This window comes from Algibacter aquimarinus, from assembly GCF_039543265.1.
Taxonomy (GTDB): domain Bacteria; phylum Bacteroidota; class Bacteroidia; order Flavobacteriales; family Flavobacteriaceae; genus Algibacter_B; species Algibacter_B aquimarinus.
Genome location: NZ_BAABJK010000004.1, coordinates 554,802 through 575,297, shown reverse-complemented (window position 1 = coordinate 575,297; position 20,496 = coordinate 554,802). Strand labels below are relative to the sequence as shown.

Genomic DNA, 20,496 nt, shown 5'->3' with positions numbered 1-20,496 from the left:
GTTTTGGTAGAGTTGATAGAATGGATACAATTCATGATTCAATTGACTTATATTGGCCTGTCGATTCAGAAGTTTTTTCTTTAAAAGGGGATAAACGGTTACTGAAATTGAATGAAATAATCTCTACAATGTGGGGTTCAAATTTCAAGCCACCAAACGAGTTGAAACATAGGCATTTTGCAAATGTTGAAAGTATTGAAAATATAATTGAGGAGTTTGAAAACTATGTAGCAGAAGATAGTTCTTGGGAAGGATTACATGATAGTTTTAAGCCTATAATGGATTTAAAAGAAGGCACGAACGGATTGATTTCTGAAAACGAGTATAATCAATATAAAGGGATAAAAAATTCAGTAAAGACTAAAGCAGGTTGTACCACACAAGAAAGTATTTACGAGGATAACTCAAATAGAAGCTTCCTTTTATACATCGATGAATCAACAGAACAAGACCAAAAAATAATGGATTACCAACGCTTGATAAGTGCAGGAAAAGTAAATGAAGAACAAGAATACAAAGCCAAAGAATTACTAAAAAATGTACAACGATTATTAAAGCCAATTAAGGTTGTCAATCCGTTTGCAGAATATTTACAATTACCCAAATCCGTTTTTAAACCGAGAAGAACCAACAGCCATTATTTAAAGTTCATTGAAGCCATTACATTTTACAAACAATACCAACGAGAAAAGCAGTATGATAAAGACACAGGCGAAGAATTTATAGAAACTACAATCGAAGATATACAGGAAGCCAACGAACTTATTATAGAAGTGTTATTACGAAAATCTGATACTATAAATGGAGCAACACGAAATTATTTAGAAAGCTTAAAAAAGTATCTAATAACAGAAAATGAAACCACATTTACAGCATTAGAAATTAGAAGAAAATTAAAGGTTAAGAAAACTACACAATGGCGATATCATCAGTAATTAATTGATAATTATTACATAAAAAAAGTAAAGAGGAAAGGCGAAAATCTAAACCGTTACGAAGTAACCAATCCTAATGAATACAAGGAGTTGGAAGAAACAATATCAAAATCATTAGAGGAATGTATTACTAAAATCAACCGTTCCAATGTTCCAAAGCGTTCCACTACCAAAATGGAACAGATAACCGAAACAAGAACAGCAAGTTAGAAGCAAGTTCCATTAAATCCCAAAAAAGGTCAACCGATGAAAAAATTAAAGCTAAAAAATGAAGTTTTTAAAATGTTCGTTGCCAATTATAAAGAATGGTAAGACATCTTGGGTTATGCAGAAAGTACAGTCTATCAATAACCAATCCATCTGCAAGAGTTCTTTTACTACGTGGAAAATCAGAACATCAAAAAGTTAACAGATATTACACCAAAAACGATAAAGGATTATTACAACGAACTCAAAGAAAGAGCCAACGAACGGACAAGTGGAGGATTAAGTAAAAGCTATCTGAACAAACACCAATAGGCTTTAAAAAAGTTCAAGAAATATTTACAGAATCACAATTACAAAGACTTCAATGTTCATCTGAAATCCGAGACCAATCCAATAGAGGAAAAAATAAATATATTGACCCAAGACGAAATAAAGGAACTTTTTGAAGCAACAGAATTTAGTCATACAGAAAGTAGATTTAAGTTAAGAAATAAAGCCATTTTAACAGTATTATATAGTTGTGGATTAAGAAGAAACGAAGCGGTACATCTTGAAATTAGCGACATCTATTTTGATAAGGAAAGGGTGTTTGTTAGAAAAGGGAAAAACTACAAAGAAAGGTTTGTACCAATCAACCGAAAGAATGCAGAAATATTGGAAGATTACATTTTTGAAGCTCGACCAGAATTTTACCAATCCAATTTAAGCGAAGCTTTGTTTATCAACAAGAACGGAACACGAATGCAGGGAATGAGTTTTGCAAATCGATTGAAAGCAATCGTAGAAGCTACCAACAATAAAAACATAACGGAAAAGAATATTACACTTCACATTTTAAGGCACTCAATCGCAACGCATCTGTTACAAAAAGAAGTGCCATTGGAAAGCATCAAAACCTTTTTAGGTCATAGCAGTTTAGAAAGTACTCAAATCTACACACACTTACTTAAAACACTTGAAAATGAAATCCTATAACGAATTTTTAGAGCAACAGAATTACAGCGAAACCACAATCAAGGTTTACACCACAGAAATACAAAGCTTTATAAAATGGTGCAACCGAAACAGTACAACAGCAACCGAAATCGATTATAAAAATTGCTTGAAATACATTAAATATCTCACTCGAAAAGGAACAACAAAAAAGACAATCAACCACAGATTAAGAACCGTAAGAATCTACTTTAATTATTTGATTGACGAAGCTTGTAGAGTTGATAATCCAATAGAAAAGACAACGATAAAAGGCGTAAAAGGAACAATCAATTATAATCTTTTGGAAGCTGACGAATTAGAGGATTTATATTATAGTTTTGAAACTGATAAATACCAAGAAGAATATCACAAGTACACTTTAAAAAGGGCGAAAGTAATTTTAGGATTAATTGTTTATCAAGGTTTAAATACAACGGATTTAGGCAACTTAAAAATAGAACATCTGCAACTCTCAAAAGGCAAAATATATGTTCCAAGTGCCAAAAGAAGTAACGCAAGAGAACTGGAATTAAAACCTTGGCAAATAATGGAGTTTATGGAATATGCGAACGAAGTTCGGCCAACAATCCAGAACAAATTTCAAAACCATAGTGAACAGCTTTTTCCAACGAACGCACGTTTTAACTCAATCGTTTATCACATCTTTAAAAAGCTGAAAAAGTACAATCAAAAAGCGGAAAATATAAAGCAGATTAGAGCAAGTGTAATTACAAATTGGTTAGGACAATACAACTTAAGAAAGGTTCAATATCTGGCTGGACATCGTTACATAAGTTCAACCGAACGCTATTTACAGGACGATTTAGAAAACTTGCACGAAATAGTAAATAACTTCCACCCAATATCATAACTTAAAATATGGAACAAAAATTGTACATTTGTTATACTCGAAATATAGAAATTATGGATTTAGAAGCACGAAAATATCATTTTATACAGGAACTGTTCAGTATTGACAGAGAAAGCATTATCGATACTTTAGAGCGTGTTTTAAAGCGTGAAAAAGAAGAACACCAAGAAATTTCTACGGAACACAAAAAGGAATTGGACAATCGTTTAGAAAGCTACAAAAACAATCCCAAAGATGTTTTGGATTGGAAAGACATAAAGAACGATTGGTAATGAGCTATAAGATTAAGTTACTGCCAATTGTACATACAGATTTACAAAAGGCGAAAAAATGGTATCACGAAAAAAGTGAAACATTAGCCCAAGAATTTAAAACAGAAGTCAATAAAGAAATCGATTATATTGGCGAATATCCAGAACATTATCAACGAAAATATAAAGAGTTACGGCAATCTTTGGTAACTCGTTTTCCTTATGCAATTTTTTATTTAGTGGAAGAAGAATAAAAACGGATTGTTGTTTTTGGAGTTCTGCACACAAGTAGAAATCCTGAAATAGTACGAAGAAGAATCAAGAAATAAAACGCCAACCCTCGCCACCGCTAAATGTGCTTTTTGTCTGCCATTGCGCTCACACAGCACATTACTTTTTTAAGAAAATTTAGTTGTTTAAAGAAACTTGTAATCTTAAAAAAGCAAAGAGCTGTATCCATCGCTAAAAAGCCAAAAACCACCCCAAGCCAAGTTACATAATAGCAGTTATAATACTTCCTTTTTGGTTGCCTTCGGCGAGTTTTATTGTTGCGGGTGTAGTTATAACTGCTATTATGTAAAATGTCCGCTCTTCCCACGCTCAAATCCGAACTGAACAAGGAACATCCGAACTTGAAACAAAAAAAACTTACTCTTGCGTGACGTTCAATCGGCACTTTGCCTATCATTTTAAAAAGCCGAAGATTGCCCAACGCTCGAAACCCAGCACCTTTAAATCTTCGTCTTTTTAAAACGCCACCTTCGGAAACAAATCCGCCAACGTCCGAGCCACCTCGATGGTTCGTGATTATCTGCAAAGCGTTCCAATAAGAAAAGTATGGAAAGGATTTTTGAGCGTTGGCGATGCTTTTTTATTGGAATGCGACAACCGAAGGGCGTTCAGTCTTCACAATCTTTTAAATCAAATCTAAAAACATCAATCCAAGTTCAAAAGTGAGCGTTGGAAGCTGGGCGAATGGGAGTATTTTACATAATTTACATTATAACGACAGTATTTAAACAACAAAAAATAACACCTTAAAAACTGTGCGAAGCGGACTTATAATGCCAATTATGTAACATATCGTGGAAAAGGAAGCAAGGAAAAGACAGAGGGTTTTTGTGTGCAAAAAACTGGGTTTTACTTGCGTGGGAATTACTATAAAAACACCCTAGCTAATTATAGGAAATTCGTTGTCCGTTTTGATGAAAGTTTTGTTAGGGACTGCATGAAAATCTGCAAGGACTAAACAAAAACATTTAGTGGCTAACTGTTGTCCTTTTCTGAACCAACTTCGATAACTACCTTGGTTTGCAGGTTCTCAGAGTTCATGTCTTAAACAGTATGGATTAAAAAACCGTCTTTGCGAAAGGTTAAAGTCCTTGTGTCTGAAACTTTTTTATAAACGATAAAATTTAAATTATGAATATAGATTTAATCTAAAGAATTCCTCGTCAGCTTGCTGCGGGGTTTAGCTGAAGAGTTTGAAAAACGGAGAGTTTTTCAAAACACTTTAAAAAAGTGTATATTGGATTTATGAGTGAACACATTCACAAGCGCCATAATAAAAGTTTGTTGTTTTATCATATAGTTTGTCCAATAAAATATAGGCGTTCAATTTTGACTGAGCAAGTTAACTCTAGTATAGTTTTGGTCTGTTCAGAGATAGAGAACCGGTATGATATTTATTTTGTAGAAATAGGTTTGGATGCCAACCACGTTCATTTTTTAGTTCAGAGTATTCCAATGTATTCTCCAAAAAAGATAGTACAAACAGTCAAGAGTATATTGGCAAGAGAAGTTTTCGTCTTCACCCAGAAGTAAAAGAACAGTTGTGGGGAGGTCAGTTTTGGTCAAAGGGATATTATGTAAATACAGTTGGTCAATATGCGAATGAAGAAGTTATAAAGAACTATTTAAAAAATCAAGGAAAACAAAAAGAATATAAACAGATTCATTCAAGTCAATTGAGGCTGTTTGAGTAATTGAGATACCTCGTCAGCTTGCTGCGGGGTCATTCATTGAGAGTCTAACTCCATGTTCTCATTTAATTCACCAATATAATTTAAAACATCATCCTTACCAATGTCTTTTGAAGATGAGGTTATAAAGTAATTAGGCATCTCTTCCCAAGTTTCTAAAAGTATATTTTTATAGTCATTAACGTGTTTGTCAATGGCTTTGGGTTTTAACTTATCTGCTTTGGTGAAAATTATAGAGAACGGGATACCATTTTCTCCAAGCCATTGCATAAATTCTAGATCTATAGGTTGTGGTTTATGCCTAATATCAACTAAAACAAAAGCAGTAACTAATTGCTCTCTAAGACCAAAATACTGCGTTATAAATTTTTGAAATACCTTTTTAGAACTTTTAGAAACACGAGCGTAACCATAGCCAGGTAAATCTACCAAGTGCCAATTCTTGTTAATTAAAAAATGATTAATAAGTTGGGTTTTTCCGGGTCTGCCAGAAGTTTTGGCTAAACTCTTTCTGCTGGTTAACATATTAATAAGCGAAGACTTTCCAACATTACTTCTGCCTATAAACGCATATTCTGGAAGCTTAGTTTTTGGGCATTTTGCAACATCAGAGTTACTTACAACAAATTCTGCAGACTTTATTTTCATGTTTTATAATTCCCTTGAAAAAGTAAATGTTTTTAATTGAAATTTAAAACGATTTAAGCTTTAAATAACTAAATTAAAACCCACGTTTTTGCAGCCAATTATTTAGAATGGTGTTAAACTCTTCTGGATGTTCCATCATAGCTGCATGCCCACATTTATCAATCCAAAATAGTTCAGAATCTGGTAAAAGTTCATCAAATTCTTTAGCAACATCTGGAGGTGTAACGGTATCGTTTTTGCCCCAAATAATACAAGTTGGTATTTGCATATTTGGTAAATCTTTAGCCATATTATGCCTTATAGCACTTTTGGCTATAGCTAAAGTTTTTATAAGTTTATTTCTATCATTTACAGTTTCGTAAACTTCGTCAACAATTTCTTTTGTTGCAACTGCAGGATCGTAAAAAACTTCTTGAGCTTTTTTCTTAATTACCTCATAATCACCACGTTTAGTGTAGCCGCCACCCATAGCACTTTCATATAAACCAGAGCTTCCGGTTATAATTAATGCTTTTACTTTTTTGGGATATAATTTTGTATGGTACAAACCAATGTGCCCACCAAGTGAGTTTCCTAATAAAATAACCTCGTCAAACCCTTTAAAATCTATAAAATCGTGTAGGTACTTAGCAAAATTTTTAACGTTAGTTTTTATTAAAGACATTGTATAAATAGGAAGCTCAGGGATAATAACTTTATATCCTTTTTTGCTAAAAAAATCTATAACAGCATCAAAGTTGCTTAAGCCTCCCATTAAACCATGAAGTACTATTATTGGTGTGCCTTCACCTGCTTCAATATAGCTATAGTTTTTTTCCTTTTTTAAACGATGCGTCATTAATCAATAGTCATTTCGTTAAAAACAAATATAGTTAAATCATTCATATTTCAATCATTTTAATTATTTCTCAAATAAAATAACTTTTAATCAAGATGTTAATAACACTTCAGTTTTCTGCTGTTTCTGTATAACACATTAATAATGAGTTGTTATGTGGGTTTTAATGGTGCAAATAACGTTTCTAAAATTCATTTGGTCGAAAATTTATCAACAAAGTGGTATAAAGTGGTAAAATGTGGTATATTTTTCGATATATTTGAAACTTAAACACTAAAATTTCAATTAATCACGTTGGATTTATTAACAGGGACATACGAATGTAAAGTTGATGCTAAAGGCAGACTTATGATGCCTGCTGCAATTAAAAAGCAGTTGGCGCCTATACTACAAGAGGGTTTTGTGTTGCGTAGATCTGTGTTTCAAAAGTGTTTAGAGTTGTATCCTATGACGGAGTGGCAGGCATTAATGAAGAAAATGAATGCGCTAAATAAATTCAAAAAAAAGAACAACGACTTCATAAGAAGATTTACTGCTGGAGCTAAAATTGTAGAAGTAGATATTAATGGGCGTTTACTCGTGCCAAAAGATTTAACAGTTTTTGCCAACATTTCTAAAAATATTGTGGTGGCTTCGGCTATTAATATTATTGAAATTTGGGATAAAGATTTGTATGAACAAGCTATTGATGATGCTGCAATAGATTTTGCAGATTTAGCTGAAGAAGTTATGGGACAAGATGACGATGGCCATGGAATATCATAACCCTGTACTATTAACTGAAACGGTTGATGGTTTAAATATTAAAGAAGATGGTGTTTACGTAGACGTGACTTTTGGTGGTGGCGGACACAGTAAAGAAATACTAAAACGACTTGGAGACAAAGGAAAGTTATTTGCTTTCGATCAAGATTTAGACGCTCTTGAAAATACTATTGATGATGACCGATTTACATTAATAAATGAAAATTTCAGATTCGTAAAACGTTTTTTACGATTTCATGGTGTAAAAAAAGTTGATGGTATTTTAGCAGATTTTGGTGTGTCTTCACATCAATTTGATGTTGCTAAACGTGGGTTTTCAACACGATTTGAAGCAGATTTAGATATGCGCATGAATCAACAGAATAAGTTGTCTGCTTTTCATGTGGTTAATGAGTATGAAGAGGAGCAGTTAAAACAAGTGTTTTTGCAATATGGTGAGTTAAGATCTGCGCCAGCAATGTCTAGATTAATTGTAGAGCATAGAAAAACCGAACCTATTGTTACAAGCGAACAATTAAAAAAAGTTTTGAGGAAATTTTTGCCGCCAAGATATGAGAATAAAGTGTTAGCTCAAATATATCAAGCCATACGCATTGAAGTGAATCAGGAAATTGAAGTGTTAAAAGAGTTTTTAGAGCAAACACCAGAGTTGTTAAAAGAAAAGGGAAGGCTGAGTTTTATATCCTATCATTCTCTAGAAGATCGTTTAGTAAAACGTTTTATAAGAAATGGAATGTTTGAAGGCGAACCAGAGCGTGATGTATTTGGGAATTTTGAAGTTCCTCTGAAAAAAGTAAATGGTTTAATTGTGCCCACTGCAGAAGAAATTAAAATAAATAATAGAGCACGAAGTGCAAAACTTAGAATAGCTGAAAAACTTTAAGTGAAAAAAAACATATATAAAATATTAAAAGGTACTTTTTTGGTTAGTGATGATTCGTTTAAAAATTGGCGTTTCATCATTTTTATTTCTGTTCTAGCAATTATAATGATTGCTAGTTCGCATAGTGCAGATAAAAAAGTACATGAAATTGCAAGACTAAGTAATGAAGTAAAGGAAATGCGATCGGCATTTGTAGATGGTCGTTCCAAGCTTATGAGGGTTAAAATGGAATCGACTGTAATAAACAAGATGAAAGAAAAAGGGTTGACTCCTTCGTTAGTACCAGCAAAAAAAATAAAAGTAAAATCACAAAATTGAGAAGACCTTGGCAGTAAACGAAAAAGGCATATTAAACCGATTGTATTTTATAGCAGGATGTATGTTCGTCTTTGGTCTTGCTGTGCTATTCAAACTGTTTAGTATTCAGTTTCTACAAGGTGATAAATACAGAGCGTTGGTTGAAAAACGTGATGTGAAAAATGTAACCATTCCAGCAAATAGAGGTAATGTTTATGCGGATGATGGTAGCCTGCTAGCCACATCAATTCCAAAGTATAATATTGCTATAGATGCGGTAATATCACCAACTAGTAAATTTGAAGAATTTATAAAACCACTTTGCGATTCGCTTTCAAATTATTCTGGTAAGTCCTCAAGTTATTATGAGAAATCCATAAGAAAAGCGCGTGCCAATAAAAATCAGTATTTATTATTAGCTAGAAATATAAATTATACAGATTATACTCGATTTAGAAGTTTTCCACTTTTAAAATTAGGCGCTATTCCCGGCGGTCTGATAGTTAATCAGCAAACAAAACGAGAGTTTCCAATGGGTAGTATTGCACAGCGTTCCATTGGTTATGAGCGCTTTGATGATGATGGAAATGTAACTAGAGCTGGAATTGATGGTGCTTTTGGTGAAAAGTACTTAAGAGGAACTGATGGTAAAAGACTAAAGCAAAAAATAGGAAAGAATAAGTGGAAACCACTAACAGATTATAATCAAGTAGAGCCAAAAGATGGTTACGATGTTTACACAACTTTAGATGTAAATATTCAAGATATTGCGCATCATTCATTGCTCGGTCAGTTAGAGTATTACGAAGCAGAACATGGCTGTGTTGTGGTTATGGATGTTAAAACAGGTGAAGTTAAAGCTATTTCAAACTTGGCAAAGACCAGTAAAGGAAATTATTACGAAAAACGTAATTATGCCGTTTGGGAATCGCATGAGCCTGGGTCAACTTTTAAAGTTATGGCTTTAATGGCCGCTTTAGAAGATAAGGTTGTAGATACGGCTACTATTGTTGATACCAAAAAGGGAATGAAGCGTTTCTATGGTCGTAGCATTTACGATTCGCATCATGGTGGTTATGGTAAAATATCTGCTGCACGAGCTTTAGAAGTATCATCTAATATAGGTTTAGCTACTATTATTGATGAAAACTATTCTGAGAATCCTAAACGCTTTTTAAATCGATTAAAAAAATGGAATTTGAATGAGCCTTTAGGGGTATCTATTAAAGGAGAAGGAATTCCTGATATTCCTGAACCGGGAGATAAAAAATGGAGTAAAAATGCATTGCCATCAATGGCATACGGTTACAACCTAAGTTTAACACCGTTACAAACACTAGCTTTTTATAATGCTATTGCTAACGATGGCGAAATGCTAAAACCAAGATTTATTAAAGCGGTAAAAGAGTTTGATAAAGAGATAGAGGTTTTTGAAAAGACAGTAACAAATAAAAAGATTTGTTCTGACAAGACATTAGGGGAAATTCAAGAAATTCTTAAAAATGTTGTTGAACGTGGAACGGGTTCAAGATTATATTCTCCAGATTTTTCAATGGCAGGAAAAACCGGTACAGCACAAACAGAATATTGGATGGAAGATTGGCAAGAAAATAAGAGGTACATCTCCTCGTTTGCAGGTTATTTTCCAGCTGAGAACCCAAAATATTCCTGTATTGTAGTTATTCACAAACCTAGTATTGAAAAAGGGTATTATGGGGCTGATGTAACAGGACCAGTATTTAAAAGAATTGCTCAAAAAATATTTACAGATACGCCATTAATTGATGAATTAGAATCTTTGGAGGTTAAAACAAGTTTAGTGCAAAAGGAATACGATGGGTACTACGAAACTGCTAAAACGTATAAAACCATTATGCCGAATTTGGTTGGAATGCCTGCTATGGATGCTTTGGCACTTTTGGAAAATATGGATGTGGAAGTAAAAGTAAAATTGAATGGAAGAGGCATTGTTAAAGAGCAATCGGTAAATAAAAGCACAAAATTAAAACATAATCAAACCGTCATTTTAAAAGCATCTTGATAGCATTAAAAGACATATTATATAAAGTAACTCTAAACGCTGTAGTTGGTAGTACAAGTGTGAATATTAACACAATTGATTTTGATTCTCGAAACATTGTGAAAAATGATGTTTTTGTGGCTATTAAAGGAAGTGTGGTAGATGGCCACGAATATATTAACAAAGCAACTAGTAACGGTGCAACTGTAGTTGTTTGCGAAGTTATTCCTGAGGATTTGATAGATGGAGTTACTTATGTTGAAGTTGATAATTCTAGTAAAGCCTTAGCAATTATGGCTTCTAATTTTTATGGTGTTCCATCAGAAAATTTAAAACTTGTAGGTGTTACGGGTACAAATGGAAAAACAACCGTAGCAAGTTTGTTGTATCAGCTTTTTAAAAATGCAGGGTATAAAGTTGGTTTGCTTTCAACGGTAAAAATAATAGTAGATAATACGGAATATAAAGCAACCCATACAACGCCAGATTCGTTAACAATTAATAAGTATTTAAATGAAATGAATGATGTTGGCGTCGAGTTTTGTTTTATGGAGGTAAGCTCGCACGGTATTCATCAAAACAGAACAGAAGGATTATATTTTGAAGGTGGAATTTTCACCAACCTCTCTCATGATCATTTGGATTATCATAAAACCTTTGCTGAGTATCGTGATGTGAAAAAATCATTTTTTGATTTATTGCCATCAAAATCATTCGCATTATCAAATATTGATGATAAGAACGGTTTAATAATGCTTCAAAATACAAAGGCTAAAAAATATACTTATGCTTTAAAAAATTATTCAGATTATAAATCTCAAATTTTAGAAAATCAATTAGGAGGTTTACTTCTTAAAATTAATGAAAGCGAAGTTTGGACAAGATTAATAGGGAACTTCAATGCCTATAATGTTTTAGCAATTTATGCAACTGCAGAATTATTGGGTCTAGAAAAGGTAGAAATACTTAGACTGATTAGTGAATTAGAAAGTGTAAGTGGTCGTTTTGAATATTTAATATCTGATGATAAAATAACTGCCATTGTTGATTATGCGCATACACCGGATGCATTAAAAAATGTATTGGAGACTATAAATAGTATTCGCACCAAAAATGAAGAACTCATAACCGTTGTTGGTTGTGGTGGTGATAGAGATAGAACTAAGCGGCCTAAAATGGGACATATTGCAACAGCACTAAGTACCAAGGTTATTTTTACTAACGACAATCCCAGAAGTGAAAATCCAGACATCATTTTAAAAGAAATTGAAGCTGGAGTAGAACCGCAAAATTTCAAAAAAGCACTAACAATTTCTGACAGAAAACAAGCGATAAAAGCGGCTTGCCAGATGGCTCAGCCAAACGATATCATATTAATAGCTGGAAAAGGTCACGAAACTTATCAGGAAATTAAAGGCGAACGCTTTGATTTTGATGATTATAAAATAGTACAAGAATTTTTAAAACAACTGCAAAAATAATGTTGTATTACCTATTTGAATATTTAGAAAAACAGTTTCAGTTTCCAGGAGCATCACTCTTTGGGTTTTTAACTTTTCGTGCAGCTTTAGCTATGATTTTAGCGCTTCTTTTCTCTACTATTTTCGGAAAAAGAATTATAGGTTTTTTACTAAAACAACAAGTTGGTGAAACCATTAGAGATTTAGGTTTAGAGGGACAAAAAGAAAAAGCAGGAACACCAACTATGGGTGGGATTATTATAATTCTTGCCACATTAATTCCAGTTTTACTGCTAGCAAAATTAGAAAACATATACATCATTCTCCTAATTATTACTACGGTATGGATGGGTGCCATTGGCTTTATAGACGATTATATTAAAAAATTTAAAAATGATAAAGAAGGGTTAAAAGGTCGTTTTAAAGTTTTAGGGCAAGTAGGTTTGGGTTTAATAGTTGGATTAACATTGTTTTTTAGTCCAGATGTAACTATGAAGGAAAAGTTACCTATTGAAGTACAACAAGAACTTCTTGCAGAAAACCCAAATATAGAGCCTTCAAAGTTGTTTCAAGATGAGAAGAAATCGACTAAAACTACAATTCCATTTGTAAAAGGAAACGAAATAGATTATGCAAAAGCAATTACTTGGATAAGTCCAGATTTAGAAAAGTATGCTTGGGTTGTTTTTATTCTAGTAGCCATTTTTATTATAACAGCTGTTTCAAACGGAGCAAATTTAACTGATGGAATTGATGGATTAGCAGCGGGGACTTCAGCCATTATCGCATTAACCCTAGGTATTTTTGCTTGGGTATCTGGTAATATTATTTTCTCTGAATATCTCAATATTATGTACATCCCAAGGGTTGAGGAAATTACAATTTATATAGCAGCTTTTGTAGGTGCGCTTATTGGATTCTTATGGTACAATACCTATCCGGCACAAGTTTTTATGGGCGATACTGGTAGCTTAACTATTGGAGGGATTATAGCAGTTATTGCAATAGCAGTTAGAAAAGAGTGGTTAATTCCGGTGTTATGCGGCATCTTTTTGGCTGAAAATTTATCAGTAATGATGCAAGTAAGTTGGTTTAAATATACTAGAAAAAAATATGGAGAAGGTCGCCGCATTTTTAAAATGTCGCCGCTTCATCATCATTATCAAAAATCTGGATATCATGAAAGTAAGATAGTTACACGTTTTTGGATTATTGGCATTTTGTTGGCCATTCTTTCAATCGTAACACTTAAAATCAGATAATACTTGTCATGCTTAGCGTAGTTGAAGCATCTCAATAAAAAAGGAATGACAAAACAAAGATTAGTCATATTAGGAGGAGGAGAAAGTGGTGTAGGAACAGCGCTTTTAGGAAAAGCCAAGGGATATGATGTTTTTGTTTCCGATAAAGGAAAAATTAAAGAAAAGTACAAACAAGTTCTTATACATAATGAGATTGAATGGGAGGATGAGGTTCATACAAAATCTAAGGTTCTGAATTCTGATATCGTAATGAAAAGCCCTGGTATTCCTGATAAAGTGGATTTGGTAAAGCAGATTCGTGAAAAAGGAATACCTGTAGTTTCTGAAATTGAATTTGCATCAAAGTTTACAGAGGCAACCATTGTGGGTATTACAGGAAGTAATGGAAAAACTACAACGGCAACGTTAACACATCATATTTTAAAACAACAGTTAAATGTAGGATTAGCTGGAAATATTGGAGACAGTTTTGCAAAACAGGTTTTAGAAAGCAATTTTGAAAATTACGTGTTAGAGATTAGTAGTTTTCAGTTAGATGATATTATTGATTTTAAACCAAAAATTGCTGTTTTGCTTAACATCACTCCAGATCATTTAGATAGATATGATTACAAATTTGAAAACTATATAGAGTCAAAATTCAGAATCGCAATGAATCAAACCAAAAGCGATTATTTGATTTATGATGCTGATGATGAAGTTATAGTTAATCATTTAAAAAACAATCCAGTTCAATCCACATTATTGCCATTTTCGTTAGTGAAGTCTATTGAAAACGGTGCGTATTTAGACAAAAAAGATATTAAAATAACAATAGATAACAACCAAATAATTATGCCAGCAAACAACTTAACCCTCGAAGGTAAACACAACATTAAAAATGCAATGGCGGCCTCAACCGTTGCACATTTGTTAAAAATTAGAAAACAAACTATAAGAGAAAGTTTAGAAAACTTTCAAGGCGTAGAGCATCGACTTGAGCAAGTATTAAAAATAAATAAGGTGCAATACATAAATGATTCTAAAGCCACTAATGTAAATGCAACTTACTTCGCTTTAGAAAGTATGGATGCGCCAACTGTTTGGATTGTTGGTGGGGTAGACAAGGGCAATAATTATGAAGAATTGTTTCCTTTTGTAAATGAAAAAGTAAAAGCTATCATTTGTTTAGGTGTTGATAATGAAAAACTAATGAATGCTTTTGGAAACATGGTTGACATTATAATAGAAACTCAATTTATGAGTGAAGCTGTAAAGATAGCTTATAAGGTTGCAGAATCGGGAGATAATGTACTGCTATCGCCAGCATGTGCGAGTTTCGATTTATTTGAAAATTATGAGGATAGAGGACGTCAATTTAAAAATGCAGTTAGAAATCTATAACATATAACAGTGCAAGCATTATTTAAAAACATAAAAGGAGATAGATTAATCTGGGCTATTGTTGCGTTGTTGGCAATATTGTCTTTCCTTCCTGTATATAGTGCTGCTAGTGATTTGGCATATAGTAAATATGATGGCAATACATTTATTGCTTTTGTAAAACACTTTATGCATTTATTTTTAGGGTTTGCTATAATGTATGGTGTTCATAAAATACCATATAGATATTTTAAGGGTTTATCGTTAGTTATGATACCCATAGTTTTGGTTTTATTAGTAGTTACAATGTTGCAAGGAACGGTTATGGGAGGTGCAAGTGCAAGCAGATGGATAAAAATTCCAATTGTTGGTATGTCTTTTCAAACTTCAACATTAGCATTTGTAGTACTAATGGTTTATGTAGCTAGATATATGTCTAAAATAAAAGATAAGGTCGTTACATTTAAAGGGTCAATTTTACCACTTTGGGGACCTGTATTTTTAGTACTAGCTTTAATATTACCGTCAAATTTTTCAACAGCAGCTATTATGTTTTCAATGGTTATGATGTTGGTTTTTATGGGTGGTTATCCTATTCGGTACTTAGCTGTAATTATTGGAACAGGCATCATATGTTTAGTGTTTTTTGTAATGGTTGCTAAGCTAACTACTGGGCCATTAAATGTTAAAGTAACAACTTGGGAAAATAGAATTAAAAACTATTCTAATGACGAGGATACCCAAGCAGATTATCAAATTGAAAAAGCAAAAGTTGCTATTGCCTCAGGGGGAGTAACAGGTGTTGGTCCCGGGAAAAGTATTCAAAAACATGCACTGCCACAGTCATCATCCGATTTCATTTTCGCCATTATTATTGAAGAATATGGGTTAATTGGAGGTTTTTCTATTATGATTTTATACATGTGGCTGCTTTTTAGAATAGTTATAGTGGCACAAAAATCAGATGCCATTTTTGGTAAACTTTTAGTATTAGGTGTTGGCTTACCAATAGTATTTCAAGCTTTAATAAATATGGCAGTAGCAGTAGAGTTATTTCCTGTAACGGGACAAACTTTGCCATTAATAAGTAGCGGTGGTACATCTATTTGGATGACATGTTTAGCCATTGGTATTATTTTAAGCGTAAGTGCTAAACGAGAAGAAATAAAAGAACAAGAGATAAACGAGGATAATCCTTTAGAAATTTTATCTGAAGCAATTTAATGAGTAAATATAAAATCATATTATCAGGAGGTGGGACAGGAGGACACATTTATCCTGCCATTGCTATTGCAAATGAGCTAAAGTCTCGTTTTCCAGATGCTGAGTTTTTATTCGTTGGCGCTAAAGATAGGATGGAAATGGAAAAAGTGCCTCAAGCTGGATATAATATAAAAGGACTCTGGATTTCAGGAATTCAAAGAAAACTAACTTTTAAAAACTTAATGTTTCCATTTAAGTTGCTAAGTAGTTTGCTTAATGCTAGAAAAATAGTAAAATCATTTAAGCCAGATATTGCAATAGGTACGGGCGGGTTTGCAAGCGGACCTTTATTGCAGGTAGCGGCATCAAGTAACATTCCTTGCATTATTCAAGAGCAAAATTCATATCCCGGTATTACAAATAAACTATTGGCAAAAAAAGCAAAAAAGATTTGTGTTGCATACGATGGTTTAGAACGGTTTTTCCCAAAAGATAAAATTATTAAAACAGGTAATCCGGTTCGTCAAGGGTTATTAAATATAGATAATAAAACAGTTGAAGCAAAAGACGCATTTGATTTAAAACATGGGAAATACACACTTTTAGTTTTAGGAGGAAGTTTAGGTGCAAGAAGAATAAATGAATTGATTGAGAAAGAATTAGACTTTTTTGACACTCAGAATGTTCAAATTATTTGGCAATGCGGTAAGTTATATTATCAACAATATAAAATTTATAACAATACCAATAATGTACAGGTTTATGAGTTTTTAAATAATATGGATTTAGCATATGCCGCAGCAGATATTGTAATTTCTAGAGCTGGAGCAAGTTCGGTTTCAGAGCTTTGTATTGTTGGAAAACCTGTGATATTTATTCCTTCACCAAATGTAGCAGAAGACCATCAAACAAAGAACGCCATGGCAATTGTAGACAAAGATGCAGCGCTTTTAATTAAAGAAGAAGATTTAGATGCAGATTTTGAAAACAAACTATCGCAATTATTAGCATCTCAGGAAAAGCAAAAAGAATTAGGTGAAAACATTAAAAAATTAGCATTAGTAAATGCAACAAAAGAAATAGTAGACGAGGTTGAAAAACTTCTTGAAAGTAAATGAATTTAAATAATATACATAACGTCTATTTTATTGGTATCGGTGGTATTGGCATGAGTGCATTGGCGCGTTATTTTTATGTAAATAAAAAACATGTTGTTGGTTACGATAAAACGCAAACTAATATTACAAATGGTTTGATAGACTTAGGTATTGAAGTTCATTTTGAAGATTCTATAAAAAATATCGATTCTAAGTTTTTAAATTCTAATAATACATTAGTGGTTTACACACCGGCTGTTCCTAATACGCATTCAGAATTAAACTTCTTTTTAAGTAAGGGGTTTTATGTATTAAAGCGTTCGCAAGTATTAGGTTTAATAACTGAGAACACCTTTTGTTTGGCAGTTGCTGGTACACATGGTAAAACAACTACAACAAGTATTTTGGGACATTTAATGAATGAATGTAATGTTCCTGTTACTGCTTTTTTAGGTGGAATAAGTGAGAATTATAATTCTAATTTAATATTAAATGGTACTGATGTTTCTGTTGTAGAGGCAGACGAGTTTGACCGATCGTTTTTAACATTATCTCCAGATTTGGCGTGCATAACATCTATGGACGCAGACCATTTAGATATTTACGGAGATGCATCAGAATTAGAAAAGTCCTTTAAAGATTTCTCAAAAAAAATAAAACCTAATGGTAAATTATTTGTAAAAAATGGATTGCCGTTAACGGGTATTACATACGGTATTGAAGATGATTCAGATTATTCAATTCATAATATAAAAATAGAAAACGGCACATATATTTTTGATGTTAAAACACCGAAAACAGTGCTGGAAAATTTACAATTTAACCTACCTGGTAGACATAATTTGTCGAATGCATTAATAGCCTTGGCGATGGCTGTTCAATATGGTTGCCCTCACCGGCAGCTCGCCAAAGCTTTAGCATCTTATAAAGGAGTAAAAAGACGATTTACCTACCATATTAAAACCCAAAATTTAGTTTTCATTGATGATTATGCACATCATCCAGAAGAAATAAATGCAGTATATCAAGCGGTTAGAGAAATGTATCCTAACAAAAAAGTATTAGCCATTTTTCAACCTCATTTGTATAGCAGAACAAAAGATTTTGCAGATGATTTTGCTATTAGTTTAGCGCAATTTGATGAATTATTGTTGCTAGATATTTATCCAGCAAGAGAGTTGCCAATTGATGGAGTTACTTCAGAATGGCTCCTTAATAAAGTGAATAATAAAAACAAACGATTAGTTAGTAAAGACGAATTGTTGTTGGAGATACATAAAACATCCGCCAATGTTATTTTAACTATTGGTGCCGGTGATATTGGAGAAGAAGTGAAACACATAAAAAAAGAATTAAGTATTGCGAGTTAATTGGGATTACATAAAAATGATTGTTTTGTTAGGCTTAGTTGTGTTTCTATTTGCTTTTGCATCTAGTAGAAATATGAATAGAAGTGTATCTAATCCTAACGTAAAATTCACTGGAGAAAATAATCTTTTTATAACAAATGAAACTGTTAGTAAATTGTTAATACAAAATTATGGAAGCGTTAAAAACGTGCCTAAAGAAACTTTAGATTTGAATAAATTAGAGAAAGCCCTCAAATCTAATCCAATGATAAAAACTGCAGAAGTGTATGTTACTGTAAATGGTACACTTAATGCTGAAATTGAGCAAAAAACACCTATTGCAAGAGTAAGTACAAATGCGTCTTATTACATTGATGACGAAGGTTTTTACATGCCGTTATCAAACAATTATTCCGCTAGAGTACCACTGGTTACTGGTTATGTAGAAAAAAATAATTTAAAAAACGTTTATACCGTTGCTAAGAAAATTAGAGAAGATGACTTTTTGAAAATAAATGTTATCGAGATTTATCAAGGCTTAAATAAAGCGATTTATTTAAAACTTAGGCAGTGTAATTTTTTGGTAAAGTTAGGTGATGTCAAGTTTTTAGATAAAAAAATTAATAACCTAAAAGCGTTTTATAAAAAAAGTTTAAAAGAGAAAACACTGGATAATTATAGCAAAGTTAATTTGCAATTTGACAACCAAGTAGTATGTACCAAAAAGTAAACCAATGGAGCATAACATAGCAGTAGGATTAGATATAGGTACCACAAAAATTGTGGCTATGATTGGTCGTAAAAATGAATACGGCAAACTCGAAATTTTAGGTATTGGTAAATCTAAAAGTTTGGGAGTACATAGAGGTGTGGTTAATAATATTACACAAACTATTCAGTCAATTCAACAAGCTGTGCAAGAGGCAGAAGTTGCAGCAGATTCTAAAATTGAAGGTGTTACAGTTGGTATTGCAGGACAACACATAAGAAGTTTACAACATAGTGATTATATAACCAGAGCAAATTCTGAGAATGTTATTGATGAAGAGGATATTGACAGGTTAATTAATCAAGTTCATAAATTAGTAATGCTTCCTGGTGAAGAAATTATTCATGTACTGCCTCAAGAATATAAAGTTGATGGGCAAGCTGAAATAAAAGAGCCAATTGGTATGTATGGTGGCCGTTTAGAAGCTAATTTTCATGTAGTAGTTGGTCAGGTTTCCTCTATTAGAAATATTGGGCGTTGTGTACAAAGTGCAGGTTTAAATTTAGAAGGTATTACGCTTGAGCCACTGGCTTCTGCGAATGCTGTGTTAAGTCAGGAAGAAAAAGAGGCTGGTGTAGCATTGATTGATATAGGTGGAGGGACAACAGATTTGGCCATTTTTAGAGACGGTATTATACGTCATACAGCAGTTATTCCTTTTGGAGGTAACGTGATAACTGAAGATATAAAAGAAGGTTGCTCGATTATAGAAAAACAAGCTGAATTACTTAAAATAAAGTTTGGTTCTGCATGGCCAGGAGAAAATAAGGATAATGAGATTGTTTCTATTCCTGGGTTACGCGGTAGAGAACCAAAAGAAATTACCCTAAAAAATCTATCAAAAATTATTCATGCGCGAGTTGTTGAAATTGTTGAGCAGGTTTATGTAGAGATAAAAAATTATGGTCACGAAGAGCAAAAGAAAAAACTAATTGCAGGTATTGTTTTAACAGGTGGAGGAAGTCAATTAAAACATTTAAAGCAGTTAGTGGAATATATAACGGGTATGGATACCAGAATAGGATATCCTAATGAGCATTTAGCCGGAGATAGCGATGAAGATGTTACTAGCCCCTTATATGCAACAGCTGTAGGACTTGTGTTAGACGGTTTAAAAAGACAAGAACGAACAAAAATAGAGGAAGAAGAACAGGTTATCGACGAACAAGAGTCATCAATTGAAGAAGAAATAAAAGAAAAGCCAATTAAAGAAAGACGTTCTTTTTTAGACAAGTTAACCGAACGTGTTAAAGATTTTCTAGATAACGCAGAGTAATTAAAATTCATTGAATTAAAAAATATAAAGTATAAAAAACCCCAGT

At 32.8% G+C, this 20,496-nt stretch carries 19 protein-coding genes and 1 pseudogene; 18 read left to right on the top strand and 2 right to left on the bottom strand.

Annotated elements, in window-relative coordinates:
• The first annotated feature begins 20 nt into the window (after nucleotides 1-20).
• The 6 genes and pseudogenes from ABD939_RS05495 (at nucleotide 21) to tnpA (ending at nucleotide 5,224) form a co-directional block, all read left to right on the top strand.
• A complete protein-coding gene (locus ABD939_RS05495) occupies nucleotides 21-935 on the top strand; it encodes a hypothetical protein (protein ID WP_345165433.1) in 915 nt (304 codons plus the stop codon).
• A 621-nt stretch (nucleotides 936-1,556) separates the two neighbouring features.
• Nucleotides 1,557-2,117, top strand: a complete 561-nt coding sequence (locus ABD939_RS05490) for a tyrosine-type recombinase/integrase (RefSeq protein ID WP_345165431.1) — start codon at nucleotides 1,557-1,559, stop codon at nucleotides 2,115-2,117.
• On the top strand, nucleotides 2,104-2,988 hold the full coding sequence (locus ABD939_RS05485; protein WP_345165429.1) for a tyrosine-type recombinase/integrase: 885 nt from the start codon (nucleotides 2,104-2,106) through the stop codon (nucleotides 2,986-2,988). Before ABD939_RS05490 ends, ABD939_RS05485 begins: the two co-directional genes overlap by 14 nt.
• Before the next feature lie 8 nt (nucleotides 2,989-2,996).
• The gene (locus ABD939_RS05480; RefSeq protein WP_345165426.1) at nucleotides 2,997-3,260 is read left to right on the top strand and encodes an addiction module protein; all 264 of its coding nucleotides are present in this window, start codon (nucleotides 2,997-2,999) and stop codon (nucleotides 3,258-3,260) included.
• Entirely contained in the window at nucleotides 3,260-3,493 is a 234-nt protein-coding gene (locus ABD939_RS05475; RefSeq protein ID WP_345165425.1) for a type II toxin-antitoxin system RelE/ParE family toxin, read from the top strand. Before ABD939_RS05480 ends, ABD939_RS05475 begins: the two co-directional genes overlap by 1 nt.
• A gap of 1,282 nt (nucleotides 3,494-4,775) precedes the next feature.
• Nucleotides 4,776-5,224: pseudogene (gene tnpA, locus ABD939_RS05470) on the top strand (IS200/IS605 family transposase).
• A 33-nt stretch (nucleotides 5,225-5,257) separates the two neighbouring features.
• Here tnpA and yihA read toward each other — a convergent pair.
• Together yihA and ABD939_RS05460 are read right to left on the bottom strand one after the other, a co-directional pair.
• Nucleotides 5,258-5,869 carry a ribosome biogenesis GTP-binding protein YihA/YsxC gene (yihA, locus tag ABD939_RS05465; RefSeq protein ID WP_345165423.1) on the bottom strand — a complete coding sequence of 204 codons (612 nt, stop codon included), beginning with the start codon at nucleotides 5,867-5,869 and terminating at the stop codon, nucleotides 5,258-5,260.
• A 73-nt stretch (nucleotides 5,870-5,942) separates the two neighbouring features.
• The gene (locus tag ABD939_RS05460; protein ID WP_345165421.1) at nucleotides 5,943-6,707 is read right to left on the bottom strand and encodes an alpha/beta fold hydrolase; all 765 of its coding nucleotides are present in this window, start codon (nucleotides 6,705-6,707) and stop codon (nucleotides 5,943-5,945) included.
• A 294-nt stretch (nucleotides 6,708-7,001) separates the two neighbouring features.
• Here ABD939_RS05460 and mraZ point away from each other — a divergent pair, with 294 nt between their 5' ends.
• The 12 genes from mraZ to ftsA all read left to right on the top strand — a co-directional run bounded on the left by mraZ (nucleotide 7,002) and on the right by ftsA (nucleotide 20,450).
• Nucleotides 7,002-7,472, top strand: coding sequence for a division/cell wall cluster transcriptional repressor MraZ (gene mraZ, locus ABD939_RS05455; protein WP_345165418.1), 471 nt, complete (start codon nucleotides 7,002-7,004; stop codon nucleotides 7,470-7,472).
• Nucleotides 7,459-8,355, top strand: coding sequence for a 16S rRNA (cytosine(1402)-N(4))-methyltransferase RsmH (gene rsmH, locus ABD939_RS05450; RefSeq protein WP_345165415.1), 897 nt, complete (start codon nucleotides 7,459-7,461; stop codon nucleotides 8,353-8,355). Before mraZ ends, rsmH begins: the two co-directional genes overlap by 14 nt.
• Complete coding sequence (locus ABD939_RS05445) at nucleotides 8,356-8,673, top strand: FtsL-like putative cell division protein (RefSeq protein ID WP_345165414.1); 318 nt, start codon at nucleotides 8,356-8,358, stop codon at nucleotides 8,671-8,673.
• Between the two features lie 61 nt (nucleotides 8,674-8,734).
• On the top strand, nucleotides 8,735-10,693 hold the full coding sequence (locus tag ABD939_RS05440; RefSeq protein ID WP_345167338.1) for a penicillin-binding protein: 1,959 nt from the start codon (nucleotides 8,735-8,737) through the stop codon (nucleotides 10,691-10,693).
• Entirely contained in the window at nucleotides 10,690-12,153 is a 1,464-nt protein-coding gene (locus tag ABD939_RS05435; RefSeq protein WP_345165411.1) for a UDP-N-acetylmuramoyl-L-alanyl-D-glutamate--2,6-diaminopimelate ligase, read from the top strand. Before ABD939_RS05440 ends, ABD939_RS05435 begins: the two co-directional genes overlap by 4 nt.
• Nucleotides 12,153-13,394 carry a phospho-N-acetylmuramoyl-pentapeptide-transferase gene (mraY, locus tag ABD939_RS05430; RefSeq protein WP_345165408.1) on the top strand — a complete coding sequence of 414 codons (1,242 nt, stop codon included), beginning with the start codon at nucleotides 12,153-12,155 and terminating at the stop codon, nucleotides 13,392-13,394. The genes ABD939_RS05435 and mraY overlap by 1 nt, the downstream gene beginning before the upstream one ends.
• A gap of 45 nt (nucleotides 13,395-13,439) precedes the next feature.
• Nucleotides 13,440-14,777, top strand: coding sequence for a UDP-N-acetylmuramoyl-L-alanine--D-glutamate ligase (gene murD, locus ABD939_RS05425; RefSeq protein ID WP_345165407.1), 1,338 nt, complete (start codon nucleotides 13,440-13,442; stop codon nucleotides 14,775-14,777).
• A 9-nt stretch (nucleotides 14,778-14,786) separates the two neighbouring features.
• Complete coding sequence (locus ABD939_RS05420) at nucleotides 14,787-15,980, top strand: FtsW/RodA/SpoVE family cell cycle protein (protein ID WP_345165405.1); 1,194 nt, start codon at nucleotides 14,787-14,789, stop codon at nucleotides 15,978-15,980.
• Nucleotides 15,980-17,077: an undecaprenyldiphospho-muramoylpentapeptide beta-N-acetylglucosaminyltransferase gene (gene murG, locus ABD939_RS05415; RefSeq protein ID WP_345165403.1), complete on the top strand. Its 1,098-nt coding sequence runs from the start codon at nucleotides 15,980-15,982 to the stop codon at nucleotides 17,075-17,077. The genes ABD939_RS05420 and murG overlap by 1 nt, the downstream gene beginning before the upstream one ends.
• Nucleotides 17,074-18,426 carry a UDP-N-acetylmuramate--L-alanine ligase gene (gene murC / locus ABD939_RS05410; protein ID WP_345165401.1) on the top strand — a complete coding sequence of 451 codons (1,353 nt, stop codon included), beginning with the start codon at nucleotides 17,074-17,076 and terminating at the stop codon, nucleotides 18,424-18,426. Before murG ends, murC begins: the two co-directional genes overlap by 4 nt.
• A gap of 16 nt (nucleotides 18,427-18,442) precedes the next feature.
• Nucleotides 18,443-19,135, top strand: coding sequence for a cell division protein FtsQ/DivIB (locus ABD939_RS05405; RefSeq protein WP_345165398.1), 693 nt, complete (start codon nucleotides 18,443-18,445; stop codon nucleotides 19,133-19,135).
• A gap of 4 nt (nucleotides 19,136-19,139) precedes the next feature.
• The gene (gene ftsA, locus ABD939_RS05400; RefSeq protein WP_345165395.1) at nucleotides 19,140-20,450 is read left to right on the top strand and encodes a cell division protein FtsA; all 1,311 of its coding nucleotides are present in this window, start codon (nucleotides 19,140-19,142) and stop codon (nucleotides 20,448-20,450) included.
• Nucleotides 20,451-20,496: the final 46 nt, after the last annotated feature.

Coding starts and splice junctions, on each gene's coding strand:
- ABD939_RS05495 (WP_345165433.1), top strand. CDS start 21: ATGGATACAATTCATGATTCAATTGACTTATATTGGCCTGTCGATTCA.
- ABD939_RS05485 (WP_345165429.1), top strand. CDS start 2,104: ATGAAATCCTATAACGAATTTTTAGAGCAACAGAATTACAGCGAAACC.
- ABD939_RS05480 (WP_345165426.1), top strand. CDS start 2,997: ATGGAACAAAAATTGTACATTTGTTATACTCGAAATATAGAAATTATG.
- ABD939_RS05475 (WP_345165425.1), top strand. CDS start 3,260: ATGAGCTATAAGATTAAGTTACTGCCAATTGTACATACAGATTTACAA.
- yihA (WP_345165423.1), bottom strand. CDS start 5,869: ATGAAAATAAAGTCTGCAGAATTTGTTGTAAGTAACTCTGATGTTGCA.
- ABD939_RS05460 (WP_345165421.1), bottom strand. CDS start 6,707: ATGACGCATCGTTTAAAAAAGGAAAAAAACTATAGCTATATTGAAGCA.
- rsmH (WP_345165415.1), top strand. CDS start 7,459: ATGGAATATCATAACCCTGTACTATTAACTGAAACGGTTGATGGTTTA.
- ABD939_RS05440 (WP_345167338.1), top strand. CDS start 8,735: ATGTTCGTCTTTGGTCTTGCTGTGCTATTCAAACTGTTTAGTATTCAG.
- mraY (WP_345165408.1), top strand. CDS start 12,153: ATGTTGTATTACCTATTTGAATATTTAGAAAAACAGTTTCAGTTTCCA.
- murD (WP_345165407.1), top strand. CDS start 13,440: ATGACAAAACAAAGATTAGTCATATTAGGAGGAGGAGAAAGTGGTGTA.
- murG (WP_345165403.1), top strand. CDS start 15,980: ATGAGTAAATATAAAATCATATTATCAGGAGGTGGGACAGGAGGACAC.
- murC (WP_345165401.1), top strand. CDS start 17,074: ATGAATTTAAATAATATACATAACGTCTATTTTATTGGTATCGGTGGT.
- ABD939_RS05405 (WP_345165398.1), top strand. CDS start 18,443: ATGATTGTTTTGTTAGGCTTAGTTGTGTTTCTATTTGCTTTTGCATCT.
- ftsA (WP_345165395.1), top strand. CDS start 19,140: ATGGAGCATAACATAGCAGTAGGATTAGATATAGGTACCACAAAAATT.